The 17,030-nt window shown below is 67.4% G+C and carries 18 protein-coding genes; 10 read left to right on the top strand and 8 right to left on the bottom strand.

Annotation, left to right across the window (positions count from 1 at the left end; translation table 11 throughout):
- Positions 1-37 precede the first annotated feature (37 nt).
- Both AGI3411_RS04555 and AGI3411_RS04550 read left to right on the top strand, forming a co-directional pair.
- Positions 38-757 carry a Crp/Fnr family transcriptional regulator gene (locus AGI3411_RS04555; RefSeq protein ID WP_129526219.1) on the top strand — a complete coding sequence of 240 codons (720 nt, stop codon included), beginning with the start codon at positions 38-40 and terminating at the stop codon, positions 755-757.
- Positions 758-867: 110 nt separating this feature from the next.
- Positions 868-1,587: a TehB-like domain-containing protein gene (locus AGI3411_RS04550; RefSeq protein ID WP_129526218.1), complete on the top strand. Its 720-nt coding sequence runs from the start codon at positions 868-870 to the stop codon at positions 1,585-1,587.
- Positions 1,588-1,606: 19 nt separating this feature from the next.
- Here the strand turns inward: AGI3411_RS04550 and AGI3411_RS04545 are convergent, their stop codons facing one another.
- The gene (locus AGI3411_RS04545; protein WP_244240253.1) at positions 1,607-2,332 is read right to left on the bottom strand and encodes an META and DUF4377 domain-containing protein; all 726 of its coding nucleotides are present in this window, start codon (positions 2,330-2,332) and stop codon (positions 1,607-1,609) included.
- A 433-nt stretch (positions 2,333-2,765) separates the two neighbouring features.
- Positions 2,766-3,671 carry an AraC family transcriptional regulator gene (locus AGI3411_RS04540; protein WP_129526216.1) on the bottom strand — a complete coding sequence of 302 codons (906 nt, stop codon included), beginning with the start codon at positions 3,669-3,671 and terminating at the stop codon, positions 2,766-2,768.
- A gap of 166 nt (positions 3,672-3,837) precedes the next feature.
- Between AGI3411_RS04540 and AGI3411_RS04535 the strand changes: the two genes are divergently transcribed.
- Entirely contained in the window at positions 3,838-4,737 is a 900-nt protein-coding gene (locus AGI3411_RS04535; protein ID WP_129526215.1) for a LysR family transcriptional regulator, read from the top strand.
- Here the strand turns inward: AGI3411_RS04535 and AGI3411_RS04530 are convergent.
- The 6 genes from AGI3411_RS04530 to AGI3411_RS04505 all read right to left on the bottom strand — a co-directional run bounded on the left by AGI3411_RS04530 (position 4,734) and on the right by AGI3411_RS04505 (position 10,633).
- Positions 4,734-5,147: a DoxX family protein gene (locus AGI3411_RS04530; RefSeq protein WP_129526214.1), complete on the bottom strand. Its 414-nt coding sequence runs from the start codon at positions 5,145-5,147 to the stop codon at positions 4,734-4,736. The two genes, AGI3411_RS04535 and AGI3411_RS04530, sit on opposite strands and share 4 nt — an antisense overlap.
- A gap of 10 nt (positions 5,148-5,157) precedes the next feature.
- The gene (locus AGI3411_RS04525) at positions 5,158-7,029 is read right to left on the bottom strand and encodes an amidohydrolase (protein WP_129526443.1); all 1,872 of its coding nucleotides are present in this window, start codon (positions 7,027-7,029) and stop codon (positions 5,158-5,160) included.
- 96 nt (positions 7,030-7,125) lie between these two features.
- A complete protein-coding gene (locus tag AGI3411_RS04520; RefSeq protein ID WP_129526213.1) occupies positions 7,126-8,742 on the bottom strand; it encodes an MFS transporter in 1,617 nt (538 codons plus the stop codon).
- A gap of 76 nt (positions 8,743-8,818) precedes the next feature.
- Positions 8,819-9,511 (bottom strand): hydrolase, encoded by a 693-nt coding sequence (locus tag AGI3411_RS04515; RefSeq protein WP_129526212.1) that lies wholly within the window; start codon positions 9,509-9,511, stop codon positions 8,819-8,821.
- 79 nt (positions 9,512-9,590) lie between these two features.
- Positions 9,591-9,860, bottom strand: a complete 270-nt coding sequence (locus AGI3411_RS04510) for a XapX domain-containing protein (protein WP_129526211.1) — start codon at positions 9,858-9,860, stop codon at positions 9,591-9,593.
- A gap of 110 nt (positions 9,861-9,970) precedes the next feature.
- A complete protein-coding gene (locus tag AGI3411_RS04505) occupies positions 9,971-10,633 on the bottom strand; it encodes a GntR family transcriptional regulator (RefSeq protein WP_043543546.1) in 663 nt (220 codons plus the stop codon).
- A gap of 94 nt (positions 10,634-10,727) precedes the next feature.
- Here AGI3411_RS04505 and AGI3411_RS04500 point away from each other — a divergent pair, with 94 nt between their 5' ends.
- The 7 genes from AGI3411_RS04500 to AGI3411_RS04470 all read left to right on the top strand — a co-directional run bounded on the left by AGI3411_RS04500 (position 10,728) and on the right by AGI3411_RS04470 (position 17,023).
- A complete protein-coding gene (locus AGI3411_RS04500; RefSeq protein WP_129526210.1) occupies positions 10,728-10,913 on the top strand; it encodes a hypothetical protein in 186 nt (61 codons plus the stop codon).
- The gene (locus AGI3411_RS04495; RefSeq protein WP_129526209.1) at positions 10,910-12,286 is read left to right on the top strand and encodes an amidase; all 1,377 of its coding nucleotides are present in this window, start codon (positions 10,910-10,912) and stop codon (positions 12,284-12,286) included. Before AGI3411_RS04500 ends, AGI3411_RS04495 begins: the two co-directional genes overlap by 4 nt.
- 10 nt (positions 12,287-12,296) lie before the next feature.
- Complete coding sequence (locus AGI3411_RS04490) at positions 12,297-13,493, top strand: CaiB/BaiF CoA transferase family protein (protein WP_129526208.1); 1,197 nt, start codon at positions 12,297-12,299, stop codon at positions 13,491-13,493.
- An 18-nt stretch (positions 13,494-13,511) separates the two neighbouring features.
- Entirely contained in the window at positions 13,512-14,318 is an 807-nt protein-coding gene (locus AGI3411_RS04485) for an enoyl-CoA hydratase (protein ID WP_129526207.1), read from the top strand.
- A gap of 80 nt (positions 14,319-14,398) precedes the next feature.
- The gene (locus tag AGI3411_RS04480) at positions 14,399-15,376 is read left to right on the top strand and encodes an ABC transporter substrate-binding protein (protein WP_129526206.1); all 978 of its coding nucleotides are present in this window, start codon (positions 14,399-14,401) and stop codon (positions 15,374-15,376) included.
- 47 nt (positions 15,377-15,423) lie between these two features.
- On the top strand, positions 15,424-16,266 hold the full coding sequence (locus tag AGI3411_RS04475; protein WP_081955015.1) for an ABC transporter permease: 843 nt from the start codon (positions 15,424-15,426) through the stop codon (positions 16,264-16,266).
- Positions 16,267-16,273: 7 nt separating this feature from the next.
- Positions 16,274-17,023, top strand: coding sequence for an ABC transporter ATP-binding protein (locus AGI3411_RS04470; RefSeq protein ID WP_043543549.1), 750 nt, complete (start codon positions 16,274-16,276; stop codon positions 17,021-17,023).
- Positions 17,024-17,030: the final 7 nt, after the last annotated feature.

Below are 17,030 nucleotides of genomic sequence, written 5' to 3'. Positions count from 1 at the left end.
CGTTTAAGATTCTCCCATTCACGTTGAAAGACCCAGAATGACAAATATCAATCTGCCCGGGCCGGCCCCGGCAGCCCTGCTGGCCAGGCACCCGCTGCTGCAGGACCTGCCGCCGGGACTGCTTCCGGAAGTGGTTGCCGGCCTGCTGCGCGGCGCCAGCCCCCTGCGCGCCGAACCGGGGCAAGTCCTGTTCGGAGAAGGCGACGAGGCTTTCCACTATCTGCTGGTCGAAAGCGGACAGGCCGAAGTCGTGCGCTACGGCTACAACGGCGATGAACGCGTGTTCCGCGTTTTCGAACCCGGCCAACTGATCGCCGAAGCGGCCATGTTCATGCCCCACGGCCGCTACCCCATGCAGGCGCGCGCCCGCAGCGCGTTACTGGCCTGGCGCTTGTGCCGCCATCAGCTGCACGATGCATGCCGGCGCTGGCCCGACCTCGCGCTCAAGCTGCTGGCCGCGCTCAGCAAGAACCTGTACGACCAGGTGAACAAGGTGGACTGGATGACGTCCAGCTCCGCGCCGGAACGGCTGGCCAATTACCTGATGGGGCTGCGCGAGCGCCAGGGCAGCACGGTGACGCTGCCGCTGAGCCAGCGCCAGCTCGCCGCGCACCTGGGCATCCGCGCGGAAACGCTGAGCCGCCTGCTCAATGATTGGCAGACCCAGGGTTATGTCAGCGGCAAACGCCGCCAATGGGCCGTGCAGGACCCGGCGTATCTGGCGCGGCTGGCGACGACGGCGAAGCGGCCGTTCTGAATTCCACGCACCCGGAGCGCGTCCGCCGCGGGCGGGCTCCCATGACTTTTGTCATCGGCGCAACGATGGCCGGGGCGGACAATACATGCAGATCATCTCCGTGTTCCGCCATGCCCCAGCCCTCCTCTTCCCCGCCCTCCCCGGACTCCCCTGCGATCGCCGAGGACGACATCCGACAACTGGTGCACCGCTTCTACGCGCAGGTGCGCCAGGACGAAACACTGGGGCCGATCTTCAACGCCCGCGTGGCGGACTGGGACCATCACCTGGAGATGCTTTGCGACTTCTGGTCGTCGCTGCTATTGGGCACGCGCCGCTTCAAGGGCGCGCCGATTCCGGCGCATGCGCGCATTCCGGATCTGTCGTGGCCCTTGTTCCAGCGTTGGCTCGCCCTGTTCCACGGCGTCACCGCCGGGCTGGGCAGGCCGGCCCTGCAGGCGCAGGCCGACGCCATGGCCGAACGCATCGCCGCCAAGCTCTGGAGCGTATGGCAGCATCGGCAGTCGCTGCCGCGCCTGCCGGATGCGCCGCCCGAAGGCTTGCAGCCCTACCGGGAAAGTCCGGTGTTCACGCCCGACAATCTGCCGGGCGCCCTGCGCTCGGCGCATACGACCAAGAACGGGACGTGGGGGCTATTGAAGGTGCATGCAGGCGTGCTGCGCTACACGCTGGATGATCCCCCGCACACCGAGGTGGTGCTGGCGGCGGGGCAGCAGGTCCTGATCGAACCACAGGTGCGGCACCATGTGGCGTTCGAACTGCCGGGCAGTTTCCAGATCACGTTCTACCGGGCCGGCGATGCGGAACCGCCCGCCCGGTCCGGCGCCTGAGGCGCCTGCTCCGAGGTCCCTACTTCTTCCCGGAAGCGTCCTGCTCGACCACCATGTCCAGCACGTACACCTTCGACGGCGCGTCGGCGGGCGGGTTCTTCCAGTCGTACTGCTTCACGCGCAGCACGGTGCGCACGCCGTCCTGGTGCTCGAAGCCCTCGATGGATTGGTACAGCGGATGCCACTTGTCCTTGGTGGGCTGCTGAATGCCCGCCTCGTTGTAGCGGCGCTCGCGCACCATCAGGCACTGGTAACCGGGAATCATGGGGTGGCTGCATTCCACCTTCTTCGCGGCCACTTCCAGGAACATGATCTGGCCAGTGCTGCCGTAGAGGGTTTCGGGCGTGGGTTCGCCGACGAACTTCAGGACGCTGCCGTCCTTGGCCACCAGTTCGAGCGCGGGTTCCGCGGTATCGCCGCTGAACGTGGCGCGCAGGTCGCCCTTGATGCGCTGGCCGATCTCGGCGTCCAGCTGCATCAGGCTTTGTTCGCACGCCTTCATCGTGGAGGCCAGGTTGTCGACGTGCAGCACGCCGTCTTTATAGGTATAGCCGCCGAACTGCGCGTTGCAGCCTCCGCGGATGTTCAGGGCGTCATTGGAGAACGCCAGTCGCAGCTGGTGTTCGATGCCGGGTTGGAGCGCGGCGACGGATTTGCCCGAGGCGTCGGTTGCGGAAGCCAGGCGCCAGTAATAGGCGGGCAGCGTCAGTTGGCTGGCGGGCGAGGTGGCGGCGTTGGTAGGCATGGAGGACGATCCTTCGCGAGGGGAGGAAGCCGGAGCGCAAGCTTGAAGCAGCGCGGCGCATACGGACGCAAGGAGGATAGTTTTTTTCATGATTCGGTCCTTTCAGCCGGATGGCACTGATGAAAAGCGGGATTCTACGTCCGGGGTATGGACGAATCGGCCGCGCAGGCGCTCAGACCGTTTCTAAATCTTGCAGCGGATCCGGTGTTCGAACGGCGGCGCCAACGCGGCCTGGCGGCCATTGCGCCCAGGGCCATCGGACACGATCGGCCGCAAGCGCGAAGCGCCGCCAGCGGCCGCCGCGCAATTACAGATTGACACGATACCCGCAAAATCCTGCATTTCTTGCCAACGAGGCGCCATTCCACGTGCAACATTCGTCCGGCGATGCACGTGTGGCGCCGGGCAGGATGCCGGCGCGCGCTTCAGCGGTTCACTTGCGCTGCTCGGCCCGCCAGGCGCGCGGGGCCAGGCCGACATTCCGGGTGAAGATACGCGCGAAATGGCTCTGGTCGGAAAAGCCGCATTCGGCCGAAATATCCGCCAGGCTCAGGTCCGAGCGCCTGAGCAGGCCCATTGCATGCTCCAGCCGGCGCTCGCGCACCCATTCGAAGGGCGTCATGCCCATCGCCGCCTTGAACGCCCTGGCGAAGGTTGCGCGGGACATGCCGCAGTGCTTCGCGATATCGGCCAGCGTGATGTTCTGCGCCAGATGCGCCTCGACGTATTCCGCCGCCTTGGCCAGCTGCGGCCCGCTCAGCCCGCTGAATTTGCCGGCCGCCCTGCCGTCGGCGCCCCGCATACCGGTCTGGCCGTAGCGGCGCAGCAGATGCGCGACCATGGCAAGTGTGAGATGCTCGATGAACATTTCGTCGCCCGGCTCGCGGCGCATCAGGCTGGGCAGAAGCGCCTGGACCAGCAGCCGCATGGTTTCGTCCTCGGCGCCCTGCTGCTGGCGCAGGGCAGGCACCTTGCCTGCATACAGTTCGCTGCCCAATTCGCCGAGCACGTCATTGCGGATCTGGAGGCGCACATTGTCATAGTCCGACAGGTGCTGGCAGGCGTAGGCGTTGGTCAGGTCGGTCAACGCCATGGAAGCCATGGAGTGGCCGCCGGCATGGATGAGCTTCCGGTCCCGCCAGAGTTTGTGCGACACGAAATCCTGCATCTGGAAGATCACCGAATACGCATGGGCCTGAGGGATGGGCTGCACATGCGCGTCCGCGTGGTCCCCTACGTGCCGGAACCTTGCCGCCGCCAGCAATGGCGTGCGCAGGGCCGCGACACAGTGCGGAGGATGCACGACCGGAACGGCTGGCGACTCTTCGGTAAACGGCATGATTCCCCCATTGGCGATACGCCCCAATGCTGTGGAACTCTACCGCAGCCAACCTGCGTGACAAGTAGGCCGCGCGCGATTCATTGTCGCCTCCAGGGTGACGGAAAACACCCCGCGGCGTGACGGCGCTGAGTAAAATGGCGGACCCTTGATTCCAGCTGGCGCCATGCAAATCGACGACGTCCGTATCTTCGCCGCCGCGGTCGACACAGGCAGCTTTACCGCAGCCGCGGGGAAGCTGCTGGTATCGAAACAATTCGTCAGCCGCCGGATCGCCGGCCTGGAAGCATCGCTGGGCGTCCGGCTGCTGGTGCGCAATACGCGCAAGCTCACCGTGACCGAATCGGGCAGGGAGTTCTACGCGCACGCGCAACGCATTCTTGACGACGTCGCCCGCGCGGAACAGGCCATGGCGCGGCGGCGCACGGAACTGCATGGGACGCTGCGAGTCAGCACGCCCATGTCATTCGGGCTGCGCCATCTGTCCCCGCTGATCGCCGAGTTCCTCGCCAAGCACCCCGCCCTGCAGCTCCAGGTGATACTCAACGACCGCCACGTAGACCTGGTCGGCGAGGCATTCGACATGGCGCTGCGCATCGGCGCCCTGCCCGATTCCACGCTGATCGCGCGCCGGCTGGGCGAGCTGCGCATGGTGGCGTGCTGCAGCCCTTCTTATCTGCGGGAGCGCGGCCTGCCTCAGTCGCCCGCGGATCTGAAACGCCACGATTGCCTGCTGTACGGCAGCGAGGCCAGGAACGGCTGGCCGTTCACCGTGGACGGCGAACAGCAGACATTCGAGGTGCGCGGGCCTTTGCTTTCCAACAATGGCGAGGTCGTGCGCGACGCCGCCATCGCTGGCCTGGGCATCGCGCTATTGCCGCGCTTCATCGTGGGCGGGGCGCTGCGTAGCGGCGAGCTGGTCGCGGTACTTGAGCACCAGGCCCCCAAACCGCTGCCGGTCAGCGCGATCTACCCGCAGCACCGCCAGCAATCGACGAACATCTGCGCCTTCGTCGACTTCCTGGGAGGCCACTACACGCGCATGATGGAAAGCCTGGAAGCCTAGCGCTTCCGGCTGGTCCGGGCGGTCTGCGCGCCCAGCGCCAACCCGCCAACCAACCCCAGGTTCGCCAGAAACGCGTTCATGTCGTGGAACCGGGCCTGCGGGTCCGGTAGATTCCAGAACGCGTGTCCCATCAGCGACGCCGCCACCGTGAACACGGCCAACGCGCCCGCGGCCAACCAAGGCCAGGCGCCCACAATCAGCAGGATCGAGCCTCCCAGCTGCACGGCAATCACCAGCAGCGCGAACAGCATCGGAGGATGCAGGCCGAAATGGGCGACCTCGGCCAGCGCGGACGGGAAGTCCAGCAGTTTGGCCAGGCCGCTCCACCAGAATGGCACGGTCAGGGCCAGCCGGGCCAGAAGGCCCGGCAACGGCGACAAGGGCCAGGCGGCGGCAGAATGCGTCGTCATGGCGCCGCCCCTAGACCGCCCAGCACGCGCAACCCAGCGCGCCCCAGAAAGAAGCCGCATCGGACACCGGCATATCGCGGCGCGCCGCCGCCATGTGCTCGTGCCCGTGCACGCCGCAGGCGCTGGCGCACCTGCAGCGGGCCGCGACCGATGCCAGGTAGCTGTTCTGGCTCGCCGTCTTGCGCGAGAAATAGCCGCCGAACGACCGGACCGGCGACCAGTCCGGCGCCGCCGGAGGCACCGCCGGCGCGTCCTTGGAGAAGCTGCCCGTCCCCCACACCACCTTGCCGCCGAGCAGCGTCAGGTCGCTTTCGATGGCGATGATTTCATCCTCGGGCACGGTGAAGTAGTCGCGGTCCAGGGCCACCAGATCGGCCAGTTGGCCCACGGCGATGCGGCCCTTCTTCCCTTGTTCGTTGGAAAACCAGGTGTTGGCGTCGGTCCACAGGCGCAGCGCGGTTTCGCGGCTTTGCCGCTGCGCGGCGGGATACATGCGCAAGCCACCCAGGCTGCGGCCGGTCACCAGCCAACTGAGCGAAACCCAGGGGTTGTAGGAGGCTACGCGCGTGGCGTCGGTGCCCGCGCCCACCGGCACCCCGGCCGCCAGCATCCTGGAGATCGGTGGCGACTGCTCGGCCGCCGGCGCGCCGTAGCGTTCCACGAAATCCTCCGCCTGGTACATCATGCGATGCTGCACGGCGATGCCGCCGCCCAGCGCGGCGATGCGGTCGATATTGCGCGGGCTGATCGTCTCCGCGTGATCGAAGAACCAGTGCAGGCCTTCGAAGGGCTGATCGGCGTTCACCTTCTCGAACACGTCCAGCGCGCGCGAAATGGTTTCGTCATAGGTGGCATGCATCCGCCAGGGCCAGCGCTGCTCTACCAGCTGCCGGACCACAGGCTCCAGGTCGGCCTCCATGTTGGGCGGCATCTCTGGCCGCGGCTGGCGGAAATCCTCGAAGTCCGCGGCTGAATAGACCAGCATCTCGCCCGCGCCGTTGTGGCGATACAGGTCGTCGCCCTGGCCGGGCCGCACCTGGCTGCCCCAGTTCTGGAAGTCCGCGAGCTCCTGCCTGGGCTTCTGCGTGAACAGGTTGTAGGCCAGCCGCAACGTGAGCTGGCCGTCCGCGTGCAGCTTCTCGATGATCTGGTAATCCTCGGGATAGTTCTGGAAACCTCCCCCGGCGTCGATCACGCTGGTCACGCCCAGCCGGTTCAGCTCCCGCATGAAATGACGCGTGGAATTGAGCTGGATGTCCGGATCCAGTTTCGGCCCCTTGGCCAGGGTGGCGTACAGAATGGTCGCGTTGGGCTGCGCGATCAGCAGCCCGGTCGGCTCGCCATTGGCGTCGCGCTGGATCTCGCCGCCCGGCGGGTTCGGCGTGTCGCGGGTATAGCCCACGGCGCGCAGCGCGGCGCGGTTCAGCAGCGCGCGGTCGTACAGGCGCAGGATGAACACCGGCGTGTCCGGCGCGGCCGCGTTGATCTCGTCCAGGGTGGGCAGGCGCTTCTCGGCAAACTGATGGCGCGTGAAGCCGCCCACCACGCGAACCCACTGCGGCGGCGGCGTGTTCTGCGCCTGGCGCTTGAGCATGGCCATGGCGTCGGCCAGGCTGGGCACGCCGTCCCAGCGCAATTCCATGTTGTAGTTCAGGCCGCCGCGGATCACGTGGGTGTGGCTGTCGATCAGCCCCGGAATCACGCGGCGCCCGCCCAGGTCGATGACCCGCGTATTCGAGCCCGCCTGCGGCAGGATCTCGGCCGCCGTTCCCACCGCGGCGTACCGGCCATCCTTGACGGCCACGGCCTCGGCCTGCGGCCGCGACGGATCCAGGGTGGTGAATTTGCCTCCGTGGAGGATCAGATCGGGTTCAATCTTCATGGTTGCGTTCCTTCCCAGAGCCGCGGCGGGCGCCATGCCCAGCGCGACCAGCGTTTTGACGGTGGTCCTGCGGTTGCGGTCGAATGCCGGCATGGCTTATCCCTTGCTCGCCCGGTCGGGGGCCAGATAGTGGCGGACGACCGGAGGTGCATCGCCCTGGTGGAAGCGGCGCACGGAAACCTGCTGGTCCTGGTCCGACACGGTGACACGGTCGTGCTGCCGCAGGTGTTCGACCCAGGACGCCACCAGGAAATACTCGATGTAATGCGCGGGTTCGCCCGTGTGCTCGAATATTCCCCAGGCGTAGGCCCCGTCGCGCCGCCGCTGCTCGCCGACCTTGTCCATGGCTTCCAGGAAAGCCTCGCGGGACGCCTCGGCAACGCGGTACTCCACGGTAATCATGACGGGCCCGCGGTCGTGGCGCACGTCGGCGCTCAGGACCGGCGCCGGCCAATGCATGGACGGAGCGAGGTCCAGCTGAGCGCCCAGCTGGAGCTTCCAGCGCCAGGTCAGGGGAATGGCCAGCAGCGCGCATACCGCGGCGGCCAGCATTGCCTGCGGGATGCCGAAAAGGCTTGCGGCCTGGCCCCACAGCAGGCTGCCGAGACTCATGGAACCGAAGAACACCGTCACAAAGATGGACAGGCCCCGCGCACGCACCCAATCGGGCAGCGCCGTCTGCGCGGAGACGTTCAGGGAAGACAGCACGGCGATCCAGGACGCGCCCGCCAGCAGGCTGGCTGCGATGGCGGCGGCCGGCACCGGCACCAGCGCCACGACGGCCAGCGTTACCGCAATGCCGCAGGTGCCCAGCATGACGACGCGATCCGCGCCGCAGGCCTTGCGGATCCGGGGCAGCAGGAAAGCGCCCAGCACGGCCCCCAGGCCCACGCTGCCCAGCATAATGCCGTACAGCTCCGCCCCGCCCTGCAGCACGGTGCGCACAACCAGCGGCAACAGCGCCCAGAACGCGCTCGCGAACACGAAGAACGCCACCGCGCGGACCAGCGTGGCCTTGAGCGCGCTGCTGTTGCGGGCATAGCGCAGGCCCGCCGCCATCGCGCCCCATAGCTGTTCCGGAGGCAAGGATCTGTTGCGGTCCGAAGGCGGCTTCCACCACAGCAGCGCCGCCGCGACGATGAGGAAGCTCACTGCGTTGACGGCGAACGGCAAGGCCAGCCCCACCGCCGTGATCAGGAAGCCGGCCAGCGCGGGGCCGATGGCCCGGCTGATATTCACGCCGACGCTATTGATGGCGATCGCCTGCTGCAGCGATTCGCGCGGCACCAGGCTGGGCACGATGGCCTGCCAGGCCGGCGCGATCAGTGCGGTGCCGGTGCCCATCGCCAGCGTGAACAGCAGCAGCGCCACGGGCGTCGCCAGGCCCGCCCACACCAGCCAGGCGAGCGCTGCCGCCACCACGCACAGGCCCACCTGCACCAGCAACAGCAGGCGTCGCCTGTCCACGATGTCGGCCAGCGCGCCCGCGGGCAGCGACAGCAGGAACACAGGCAGGGACGTGGCCGTCTGCACCATCGCGACCATCATCGGGGACGGCGACATGGACGTCATCAACCATCCGGCGCCGACGTCGTGCATCCAGGTGCCGATGTTCGATAGCACGGTCGCAACCCAGAGAACCGTGAAATTGCGGGAGGCGAATGGCGACGGGCCTTTTTCATCCCGCGGGCGGGCGGTGGCTGCCTGGTTCATGTTTTGCTCGCTTTGGCACGCCGCGGCGCGCGCGGCGCCGGGGCCGCGCCGCGCATGCCACGGCCGGGTTCAGGGATCAGGACTTGCCGGCGGCGACTGGCGCCAGGACTTCGTGCTTCGACGCCGTGCGTTCCGCCGCCTTATGCACCATCGTATAGGCATAGTCCACCCCCATGCCATAGGCGCCGGAATGCTCCCGGACGATCTCCATGACCGCGTCATACGAGTCGCGGCGCGCCCAATCGCGCTGCCATTCCAGCATCACCTGCTGCCAGGTGACCGGCACGACGCCAGCCTGCACCATGCGCTGCATCGCATAGTCGTGCGCTTCCTTGGACGTTCCGCCCGAGGCGTCGGCCACCATGTAGATCTCGTAGCCGCCCTGGTCCATGGCTTCGAGCGCAAAGCTGTTGTTGCAGACTTCCGTCCACAGGCCCGCGACGACGACCTTCTTGCGGCCGGCGGCCTTCATCGCGTCGCGCACCTTCTGGTCGTCCCAGGAATTCATCGACGTGCGCTCCAGCAGCTTCTGGCCCGGGAATACGTCCAGCAGCTCGGGATAGGTATGGCCCGAGAAGCTCTCGGTCTCGACCGTCGTGACGATCGTGGGAATGCCGAAGACCTTGGCGGCCTTGGCCAGCGCCACCGTGTTGTTCTTCAGCACCTGCCGGTCTATGGACTGCACGCCGAAGGCCATCTGCGGTTGATGGTCGATGAAGATGATCTGGCAATTGCCCGGAGTCAGCAGTTCGAGTTTCGGGTTGGACATGGAAGGCTCCTTGATCGAGCGGGTTGAGGCGAGGGTTCGCCGTGAATACCGGGTTGGCCTGGCAGCCCGCGGCGGCCCATCAAACGGCGGGCGGACCGTCCGGACCGCCGTCCTTGTCCTGCGCGCGAGGAGGCAGGCCGGTGATTTTTGGGGCGCATTCGCTGCTGAACCAGGAAACCGATACCGGCTCCTGGCGCACGACGCGCTTTGCGATGGGGACGAGTTGCTCGCCGATCAGCATGCCGAGCAGGCCGACCAGCGCGATGGCCGGCGGCGCGGGCGATCGCACATTGATGAGCCCGTAGATCACGCCGACGAGCACGCCGGCGCCCAGGGATATCAGATACATGGCGGGCTCCCAACCGTGAGTTGCAACGGTGGGTACTTTCCCGCAGTTCCCGGGACGGCGCTAGAACGGCCGTCTCGTGGAATTTGTATTTCCGTCTCGGGGACGGTCCCTCAGTTCTTGACCATGGAACGGGGCAGGTTGATCAGGAAATCGGCCAGGCCCTTGGCGCCCTGGGCCAGGCTTATGTGACGCATCATCATCTGGTGCGCGCGCTCCGGATCGTGGGCCAGAATCGCCTCCAGCAACTCGCCGTGCTGCTCGTACGAGGCGCGCACCCTCCCCACGGCGCTGAATGCATGGCGCAGGTAGGCGCCCGTGCGGGCGCGCAGGCTGAGGAGCTCTTGCCGCAGGTATGGATTGCGGCAGCCGTGGTAGAGCACCTCGTGGAAGGCATGATTGGCCTCGCGCCATCCCTCGGCGTCATCGGCCTCGACCAGCGCCGCCGCCTCGCGATGGATGCGCGCCAGCTCCTGCCGCTCTTCATCGGACATGCGCTGACAGGCCATGCGCGTGCACACGCCTTCCATCTCGGCCATCAACTCCCAGATGGCCAGCAGTTCCTGCACGTCCATTCTCGCCACTTCCATGCCGTTGCGCGGCTGGCTCTCGAGCATGCCCTGCACCTTCAGCTGAATCAACGCTTCGCGCACCGGCGTGCGCGACACGCCGAAGCGCGCGGCGAGCTCCTGCTCGTCGATCGCGTCCCCGGGCTTCAGAACGCCGGCGCGGATGTCCTCCTCGACGGCCAGGCGGATGCGTTCACTGACTTTCATGGTTTTCACGTATAAAAATTCTATTGCTCTAAATTATCCCTTGTCCTATAAATATATTTATACTCGGTTAAATAATACAAGCAAGGGGAAAGGAATGCCTATTCCGGACAAAGCTGAACCGTTGCTGGACGACAAGGCCGGTTTGCCGCCCTTGGCCCTAGGTCTGCGGGAGCTCCTTGCGCTGCAAGGCATCCCGGCAAGCGAGGCGCAAGTGCGCGGCGCCGCCAAGACCCTTGCCCGCCTGGCGCCGCCCGCGCCTCGGCAGGAGCCCCGGCAATGACCCCGGCCGGCCTGCCCGATGGCATCGCGGACCTGCGCGTCGCCCTGCATAAGGGCGAAGTCGGCCTGCGGGACGCCTTGTCGCGGCAACACGCCGCATTCGCCGCGGACGCCCGGCACAGCGCCGCCGCCGTATTCGACGCGCCGGCGGAACTGCCCGATCTCGCGCTGCCGCTGGCCGGCGTCGGCCTTGCCCATAAAGACATCTTCCATCTGCCGGGCCGGGCTCCCGGCCGCGGCACGGATCCCGCGGCGGCCCAGGCCCGCCCAGGCAGCGCCGCCACGCTGATCCGCCGCCTTCAAGCCGCTGGCAGCAAGCCACTGGCGGCCCTGGTCATGGCGGAACATGCCTGCGGGGCGACCGGCGAAAATCCCCACTACCCCTTGCCCGTGAACCCGATCGATGCGCAGGCCGCCGTGGGCGGCTCCTCCAGCGGATCGGCGGTCGCGGTGGCGGCGGGCCTGTGCTATGGCTCGCTGGGAACGGATACCGCCGGCTCCGTGCGCATTCCGGCCGCCACCTGCGGCGTCCTCGGATTCAAGCCCGCAAGAGGGTTGCTGCCCGCCCATGGCATCGCGCCGCTGGCGCCCAGCCTGGATACCGCGGGCATCCTGGCCCGCAGCGCGGCGGACGCCGCGCTCATCCTCGAAACCCTGGTTGCCCCCGCGCAGGCGCGGCGGCTCTTTCCGCAAGGCGCGGACACCTGGGCGCGCGAGTCCGACACGGCCGCATGGCGAATCGCGACCTGCTGGGAACACCCGAATCCCTCCGTATCGCTCGACGCCGGGATTGGACGGGCCTTGCAGGAACTGGTGGACGGCCTGCCGTCGGGTTCGCGGCAAACACCCGTGGCGCTCGAGGACCAGCCGCTCTGGACGCGGCTGGCGGACACCCTGCTGCACGCCGAAACCGCGGCCACCCACCAGGCCGCTCTGCGCCAGGAAGCTCCGGCCCTGACGCCGCTTACCCGCGGCGTGGCGCTGCCCGGCGCCGCGCTGCCGGCGATCTGGTACCTCGACGCGCAGCGCCAGCGCAGCGCGCACACCCGCCAGTTCATCTCGCAGGCGCTTGGCCGCGCCGACCTGCTGCTGACGCCCGCCCTGCCGCGCGGCGTGCCGGACTGGCGCCAGGTCCTGACCGGCGAAGGCACGTTCGAACCGCGCCGCCTGCTGGACCTGTTCTGCTGGATGTCTTTCGTCAATTACCTGGACTTGCCCGCGATCGTCTTTCCCATCGGGCTGGATGAGCGCAAGCGGCCCATCAGCGTCCAGGCCGTCACTCGCCCCGGACAGGAAGCCCGGCTGCTGGCCTTCGCCCGCCACGTGGAGCAGGCGCGTCCGCACGCCGCTTCCTTTCTTCCCTCACCTCCTTGAAGCCGAGACCATGCCACAACTCTCCGCCTCGCCAGCCTTGCGGCGCTTCCGTGTGCTAGACCTCTCCCGCGTGCGGGCTGGCCCCACCTGCGTGCGCATGCTCGCCGATTTCGGCGCGGACGTGATCCGGATAGAACCGCCGCCCGGCGTCGACCCCAACGAGGCGATGTTCGCGGCCGACCGCTGGAGCGGCGACTTCCAGAACCTGAACCGCAACAAGCGTTCGCTCACCCTGAACCTGAAGACGCCGGAGGGCCTGGAGGTATTCAAGCGTCTCGCGGCCGGCGCCGACGTGGTGGTCGAGAACTGGCGCCCGGACGTCAAACAACGCCTGGGTGTGGACTACGAATCGCTGCGCCGGATCAACCCCAGGCTGATCCTCGCCAGCATCTCCGGATTCGGCCAGAGCGGCCCCTATGCGCGCCGGCCGGGCTTCGACCAGATCATGCAGGGCATGGGCGGCCTGATGTCGGTTACCGGCCTGCCCGGCCAGGGGCCAGTGCGCGCCGGCCTGGCCGTCGCGGATTCCAGCACGGGCCTGTATGCCGCGCTGGGCATCCTGACCGCGCTGCTGGAACGCGAAGAATCCGGCGAGGGCCAGTGGGTCCATGCCTCGCTGCTGCACTCCCAGATCGCCATGATGGATTTCCAGGCGGCCCGCTACCTGAACGACGGCGACGTCCCTCGCCAGGAAGGCAACGACCATCCCACCAGCAGTCCCATGGGGCTGTTCCATGCCAAGGACGGCATGTTCAACCTGGGCGCCGCCGGCGAGGGCAACTGGAAGCGCTTTTGCGCTGCGCTCGAACGCCACGACTGGGAATCGGACCCGGAATTCGCCACCGAGAAGCTGCGAGTGGCCAACCGACAGCGCTTGAACCGCGAGATCCAGGCCATGTTCCTGAATGGGGAGGTGGATCACTGGGTGGCGTTGCTTAACGATGCCGGCGTGCCGGCCGGGCCCGTCTACTCCGTGCCGCAGATGTTCGAAGATCCGCAAGTAAAGCATCTGCAGGCCGCCCGCAGTTGCCCCGCGTGGCAAGGCGGCGAACGCACCTTGATCACGCAGCCCGTGACCCTGGCCCGCACGCCCGCCGACATCGCGCGCACCGCTCCGGGCTGGGGCGAGCATACCGAGGAAATCCTGCTCGAAGCCGGCTACGCTGACGCGGATATCGAACGGCTGCGCGAAGCCCGCGCCATCTGACGCACTGCGGAGTTTTCCATGACCCAGACCCCTATTCCTGCCCCCGGCCGCCTGGACGTCGCCCTCGACGGCAGCGTCGCGCGTATCCGCATCGTGAATCCCGCGCGCTACAACGCCATGTCGCTCGCGATGTGGGAAGGATTGGCCCGCGCCGTGTGGGAAGCCGGCGCCCGGGAAGGCGTGCGCGCCATCGTGCTGGAGGGCGACGGAGACCGCGCCTTCGTGTCCGGCGCCGACATCTCCGAATTCGGCTCCCAGCGCAAGGACCCCGCGCAGATCGCCCGCTACGACGCCGCCGTCGCGGGCGCCATGCAGGCCTTGGGCGCCTGCCCCTTGCCCGTGATCGCCGCGGTGCGCGGCATCTGCATGGGCGGAGGCATGGCGCTGGCGCTGGCCTGCGACCTGCGCTATTGCACCCGCGGCTCGCGCTTTCGCATGCCGGCGGGCCGGCTCGGGCTGGGTTACTCGATGGAAGGCCTCAAGCGCATGCGCGACATCCTGGGCACGGCGCGCACGGCGGATCTGTTCATGACGGCCAGGACCGTGGACGGCGCGGAAGCCGCCCGTATCGGCCTGGTCCAGGAAGTCTGCGCCGACGAGGAATTCACCGCGTTGGTGGCGCAGCGCGTCGGGGAGGTGGCCGGCAATGCGCCGCTCACCCTGCGCGCCGCGAAGATGGCCTTGCGCCACCTGGCGGCCGATCCCTCCGCGCCCGCCGCGCAGGAGGTGGACGACGCCGTGCGCGCCTGCTTTTTCAGCCGCGACTACCAGGAAGGCCAGCTTGCCTTCCGCGAGAAGCGGCCGCCTGTATTCACCGGAAACTGAGCGCCGTCCGGCTCGATTTCCTCCTGGCGCGGCGCCGCCGCGCCGCTCGCAGTGTTTATCAAGCAACAAGGGGAAAATGCATGAAAACGCTCTACAGGATGACCCTGGCCGCCGGGCTGTGCGCGGCCGCCTCGGCCAGCCACGCGGTTGGCCCCCGTCCGGCGCCGGCGCCCCAGAAGCAGGTGCTGACGGTGGGCTACGTCAAGGTCGGCCACCTCTCTCCCATCATCTTCGTCGCCGATGACCTGAAGGCCTGCAACGTGGAGGTCAAGCCCGTCGAATTCGTCCGCTATGCCGACGCGCGCACCGCCTTGCTGTCGGGCTCGGTGGACGTGTCCGGCATCGGGCCCGCCGACCTGGCCATCGCGCTGGCCCAGGGCAGCCAGAAGCTGGTGGGCCTGTCCGGCGTCGCGTCCTCGCCCAAATACCTGGTGACGCGCAAAGGCATCAAGATGGACGACTGGAAGGACCTCGCCGGCAAGCGTATCGGGATCGCGCCGGGCTCGGCCGTCTGGTTCCAGTGGGCGGCCATGCTGGCCGAGAAGGGCGTGCCGTACAACACCTTTACCGCGGTGAACATCCAGGGCGGAGGCACCGCATTCGTGCAGTCGCTGCAACGGGGGGACGTGGATGCGGTCGCCCTGTGGGAACCGTTCGAATCGCAGCTGGTCGCCGACGGCACCGCCTTTTTCGCCAAGAACCTGGAGTACAGCCAGAGCAAGGCCGTAGGCGCGGAATTGGGCCTGCTCGCCAGCACGCGCGACGCGCTGCGCGACAAGCGCGAGGCGGTCAAATGCTTCCTGTGGGCCTACAAGAACGCCGAGGAAGGGCTCGCCAAGGATCCCGAGGCATTTGCCCAGGCGTATTCCAAGTACACCGGGCTGCCCTTGAACGTCACCCGCGAATCGGCCAAGCTGATCAAGCTAGGCGGCGTATTGGACCTGGAGCAATTGCGCCGCCAGGCCAAGACCTTCAACGAACTGGGCGTCATTCCGAAAGACGTGAGTGGACAGATCGACACGGTATGGGATGAAGGGCTCCTCAAGGAAGTCATGTGATTGCGCGGCTTGCGCGGCGGCCCTGCCGGCCGCCGCGAGCCAAGGAGATGCTGGTGAACGCTTCAACACTGAAATGCGCAACGCCGACCCGCCGCTCCCGCCGCGCCATCGGCCAGGCGGGGCTGGGGCTTGCCGTGCCCGTCCTGATTCTTATCGTCTGGCAGTTGGTGGGGCAGTCCCCCGACATGGCGGGCGTGGTTCCCACTCCGGTCCAGGTCGCGCGCGCCTGGTATGCCTGGATCTTCGGGCCGCCGGGCATGGGGCTGAATCCCTACCAGGGCACCTGGGCGGGCAATGTCCAGTACTCGGCCATGCGCGTGATCCAGGGCTTCGTCCTGGCCATGCTGCTGGGCATACCCCTGGGCCTGGCCATAGGCTGGAGCCGCCTGGTTTCGCAGACGCTCGACCCGCTGATACAAGGCTTGCGGCCGATCCCCATCACGGCCTGGCTGCCCTTCTCCATCGCCCTGTTCGGCATCCGCGACATGGGCTCGATCTTCCTGATCTTCCTGGGCGGCTTCTACGCCATCGTCGTGAACACCACGCAAGGCGCGCGCGACGTCGACCGCAACCTGGTGCGCGCGGCTCGGATGATGGGCGCGTCTTCCGCCCAATTGCTGCGCCGGGTCGTATTGCCCGCCGCGATGCCCGCCATCTTCACCGGCCTGCGCATCGGCCTGGGCATTTCCTGGACGGCCGTGATCGTCTCTGAAATGGTGGCCGTGAAATCCGGCCTGGGCTACGTGCTGTGGGACGCCTATTACGTGGGCCGCATGGACATCGTGCTGGCGGACATGGTGTCCATCGGCCTGATGGGCTTTCTCAGCGACCGCCTGATCGTCATCATCGAACGCCGGATCCTGGTCTGGCGCATGCTGCAGAATCATTGAGGATGCCATGTCCGACATATCCGTCACCAACCTGAGCAAGACCTATCCGGGAGCGACCCCGGTACAAGCGCTGGACGGCATCGATCTGCACGTGCAGGCGGGGGAGTTCGTGGCCCTGCTCGGGCCCTCCGGCTGCGGCAAGTCCACCCTGCTGAACCTGATCGCCGGCTTCGAGTCGCCCACATCGGGCGGCCTGGCCGTCGACAGCCGGCCGGTGACGCGCCCGGGCCCGGAGCGCGGCGTCGTATTCCAGGAAGCCGCGTTGTTTCCCTGGCTGAACGTATGGGAGAACGTGGTCTTCGGCCCGAAGATCGCCGGCCAGTCCAAGGCCGAATATGCCGGCCGCGCGGAAGAGATGCTACGCATCACCGGGCTGTCGGCGTTCACCCGGCACCTGCCCATCCAGCTCTCGGGCGGCATGCGCCAGCGCGTGGGCATCGCGCGCGTGCTCACCCTGGGATCCAAGGTGCTGCTGATGGACGAGCCCTTCGGCGCCCTGGACGCGCAAACGCGGCTCACCATGCAGGAACTGCTGCTTTCCGTATGGCAGACGCTACGAACCACGGTCGTCTTCGTCACGCACGACATCGACGAGGCGATCCTGCTGGCCGACACGATTTACGTCATGTCCGCCCGCCCCGGCCGCATCGCCACTCGCATCACGGTGCCCATCGAGCGCCCCCGCTCGCTCGACCTGATCACCGGAGAAGCGTTCAACGGGCTCAAGCGCGAAATCCTCAAGCAAATGCGGCACTGACCTCCAG

Source organism: Achromobacter agilis, assembly GCF_900496965.1.
GTDB lineage: Bacteria > Pseudomonadota > Gammaproteobacteria > Burkholderiales > Burkholderiaceae_B > Achromobacter > Achromobacter agilis.
This window is presented reverse-complemented; position numbering and strand designations above follow the sequence as displayed.

Bases quoted from the DNA above. Each gene is read 5' to 3' on its own strand.
- AGI3411_RS04540 (WP_129526216.1), bottom strand. From the start codon at position 3,671: ATGCCGTTTACCGAAGAGTCGCCAGCCGTTCCGGTCGTGCATCCTCCG.
- AGI3411_RS04505 (WP_043543546.1), bottom strand. From the start codon at position 10,633: ATGAAAGTCAGTGAACGCATCCGCCTGGCCGTCGAGGAGGACATCCGC.
- AGI3411_RS04545 (WP_244240253.1), bottom strand. From the start codon at position 2,332: ATGCCTACCAACGCCGCCACCTCGCCCGCCAGCCAACTGACGCTGCCC.
- AGI3411_RS04500 (WP_129526210.1), top strand. From the start codon at position 10,728: ATGCCTATTCCGGACAAAGCTGAACCGTTGCTGGACGACAAGGCCGGT.
- AGI3411_RS04515 (WP_129526212.1), bottom strand. From the start codon at position 9,511: ATGTCCAACCCGAAACTCGAACTGCTGACTCCGGGCAATTGCCAGATC.
- AGI3411_RS04470 (WP_043543549.1), top strand. From the start codon at position 16,274: ATGTCCGACATATCCGTCACCAACCTGAGCAAGACCTATCCGGGAGCG.
- AGI3411_RS04525 (WP_129526443.1), bottom strand. From the start codon at position 7,029: ATGAAGATTGAACCCGATCTGATCCTCCACGGAGGCAAATTCACCACC.
- AGI3411_RS04530 (WP_129526214.1), bottom strand. From the start codon at position 5,147: ATGACGACGCATTCTGCCGCCGCCTGGCCCTTGTCGCCGTTGCCGGGC.
- AGI3411_RS04490 (WP_129526208.1), top strand. From the start codon at position 12,297: ATGCCACAACTCTCCGCCTCGCCAGCCTTGCGGCGCTTCCGTGTGCTA.
- AGI3411_RS04485 (WP_129526207.1), top strand. From the start codon at position 13,512: ATGACCCAGACCCCTATTCCTGCCCCCGGCCGCCTGGACGTCGCCCTC.
- AGI3411_RS04495 (WP_129526209.1), top strand. From the start codon at position 10,910: ATGACCCCGGCCGGCCTGCCCGATGGCATCGCGGACCTGCGCGTCGCC.
- AGI3411_RS04550 (WP_129526218.1), top strand. From the start codon at position 868: ATGCCCCAGCCCTCCTCTTCCCCGCCCTCCCCGGACTCCCCTGCGATC.
- AGI3411_RS04480 (WP_129526206.1), top strand. From the start codon at position 14,399: ATGAAAACGCTCTACAGGATGACCCTGGCCGCCGGGCTGTGCGCGGCC.
- AGI3411_RS04510 (WP_129526211.1), bottom strand. From the start codon at position 9,860: ATGTATCTGATATCCCTGGGCGCCGGCGTGCTCGTCGGCGTGATCTAC.
- AGI3411_RS04535 (WP_129526215.1), top strand. From the start codon at position 3,838: ATGCAAATCGACGACGTCCGTATCTTCGCCGCCGCGGTCGACACAGGC.
- AGI3411_RS04475 (WP_081955015.1), top strand. From the start codon at position 15,424: ATGCTGGTGAACGCTTCAACACTGAAATGCGCAACGCCGACCCGCCGC.
- AGI3411_RS04520 (WP_129526213.1), bottom strand. From the start codon at position 8,742: ATGAACCAGGCAGCCACCGCCCGCCCGCGGGATGAAAAAGGCCCGTCG.
- AGI3411_RS04555 (WP_129526219.1), top strand. From the start codon at position 38: ATGACAAATATCAATCTGCCCGGGCCGGCCCCGGCAGCCCTGCTGGCC.